2 protein-coding genes are annotated in these 2,425 nt (G+C 66.6%); both read left to right on the forward strand.

Annotated features, from left to right (window positions below):
- The coding region (gene tuf / locus Q7V15_RS06440; protein ID WP_304754607.1) for an elongation factor Tu at window positions 1–1,191 on the forward strand (1,191 nt) is incomplete at its 5' end.
- A gap of 144 nt (window positions 1,192–1,335) precedes the next feature.
- A partial coding sequence (locus Q7V15_RS06445; protein ID WP_304754608.1) for an adenosine deaminase occupies window positions 1,336–2,425 on the forward strand: 1,090 nt, incomplete at its 3' end.

Genomic DNA, 2,425 nt, shown 5'->3' on the forward strand with positions numbered 1-2,425 from the left:
ATGGCCAAAGAGAAGTTTGAACGCAATAAGCCGCATTGCAACATCGGCACGATTGGTCACGTTGACCATGGCAAGACGACGCTGACGGCGGCGATTACGATGACGCTGGCGAAGTCCGGTGGCGCCACGGCGAAGAAGTACGACGAGATTGATGCGGCGCCGGAAGAGAAGGCCCGCGGGATCACGATCAACACCGCGCACGTGGAATATGAGACGGCCAACCGTCACTACGCCCACGTCGACTGCCCCGGCCACGCTGACTATGTGAAGAACATGATCACCGGCGCGGCGCAGATGGACGGCGCGATTCTGGTGTGCTCGGCCGCTGATGGTCCGATGCCGCAGACCCGCGAGCACATCCTGCTGGCCCGTCAGGTCGGCGTGCCGGCCCTGGTGGTGTTCCTGAACAAGGTCGACATGGTCGACGACGAGGAGCTGCTGGACCTGGTGGAGATGGAGCTGCGCGAGCTGCTGTCGTCCTATCAGTTCCCGGGCGACGACATTCCGATCACCAAGGGCTCGGCCCTGGCGGCGGTGGAAAACCGTGACCCGGAAATCGGCGAGAACGCGATCCTCGCGCTGATGAAGACCGTCGACGAGTACATCCCGCAGCCGGAGCGTCCGGTGGACCTGCCGTTCCTGATGCCGGTGGAAGACGTGTTCTCGATCTCGGGCCGCGGCACCGTGGTGACCGGCCGGATCGAAAAGGGCATCGTCAAGGTCGGTGAGGAAGTCGAGATCGTCGGCATCCGTCCGGTCCAGAAGACGACCTGCACGGGCGTCGAGATGTTCCGCAAGCTGCTGGACCAGGGCCAGGCCGGCGACAATGTCGGCGTGCTGCTGCGCGGCACCAAGCGTGAAGACGTCGAGCGCGGCCAGGTGCTCTGCAAGCCGGGCTCGATCACTCCGCACACCAAGTTCGTGGCCGAGGCCTATATCCTGACCAAGGAAGAGGGTGGCCGTCACACGCCGTTCTTCACCAACTATCGTCCGCAGTTCTACTTCCGGACGACGGACGTGACCGGGATCATCAAGCTGCGCGAAGGCGTGGAAATGATCATGCCGGGCGATAACGCCGAGCTGGACGTGGAGCTGATCACCCCGATCGCCATGGACCAGGGCCTGCGCTTCGCCATTCGCGAAGGCGGCCGCACCGTCGGCGCCGGCGTCGTGGCCAAGATCGTCGAATAGTCCAAGGCTTCACAGCCTGACCTAAGGCCAAGGCCGCCAGGGGAAACCCCGGCGGCCTTTTCCTTTGGGCGATCCCCTGGCTTGATGACCGCCTTGTGCTATCGGCCAGAGGGCTGGAAGCGCGGCAGATCAGAGGCGGGGGCCATGGGACATCTGAAGACCTTGATCGGCGCGACCGTGCTTGCCGCAAGCCTGGGCCTCGCCAGCGCCGCCGCCGCAGCCCCAGATCTGGCCGCCATGAGCGCAGGCGAGCGGATCGCCTTCACCAAGGCCATGCCCAAGGGCGGTGAGCTGCACAATCATATCTCCGGCGCGGTGTTTCCCGAGACCCTTCTGGCCTGGGCGGCCGAGGACGGCCGTTGCGTTGACGTGCCCAAGCTCGCCCTGGCGCCGCCCCCCTGCGATCGCCCTGGCCTTCGCCCCGCCGCCGAGGCGATCGTGGACGGCGAACTCTATTCCGACCTGCTCAACAGTTTCAGCACCCGACAGCCGGGCTTCCTGGGTCGCTCAGGGCACGACCAGTTCTTCGGCGTGTTCGACCGGATCGGCGGCCTTGGGCCGGGCCGGGTCGGCGACATGCTGGCCGTGGTCATGGACGACCTGGCCCACCAGAACACCTTCTATCTCGAGGCCATGATCACCCCTCAGGGGGGACCCGCAGCGGCGCTCGGTCTCAAGGTCGGTCTCAAGGATGATCTGGCGCAGATGAAGGCCGAGATCGACGCCGCCGGTCTTCCGGACCTTGTGCGCGCCGCTATCGTTGGGACCGACGCCATGGAGGCCCGCGCCCGCCAGGTGCTGGCCTGCGGCAAGCCGGCCGCCCGGCCCGGCTGCCAGGTCACCATCCGCTATCTCGTTCAGACCATCCGCGTCCTGCCGCCGGAGGCGACCTTCGCCCAGTTGCAGTTGGGGGTGGCCCTCGTCCAGGCGGACAAGCGCTGGGTCGGCCTGCAGATGGTGGCGCCGGAGGACCACCCGACGGCGCTGGCCAACTATGGCCTGCATATGCAGATGGTCGGCTTCCTCACCGGTCGTGGTCAACTGGCGCCGGTGGCCCTCCATGCCGGAGAGCTGACCTTCGACTATGCGCCGCCGGAGCATCTGCGCGATCACATCGCCCAGGCGGTCCGCGTGGCCGGGGCCCGGCGCATCGGTCACGGGGTGGACCTGCCTCACGAGATCGGCGCAGAGGCCCTGGTGGCGGAGATGGCGCGGGACGGGATCCTGGTGGAGG

This window comes from Phenylobacterium sp. (genome assembly GCF_030651755.1).
Classification (GTDB): domain Bacteria; phylum Pseudomonadota; class Alphaproteobacteria; order Caulobacterales; family Caulobacteraceae; genus Phenylobacterium.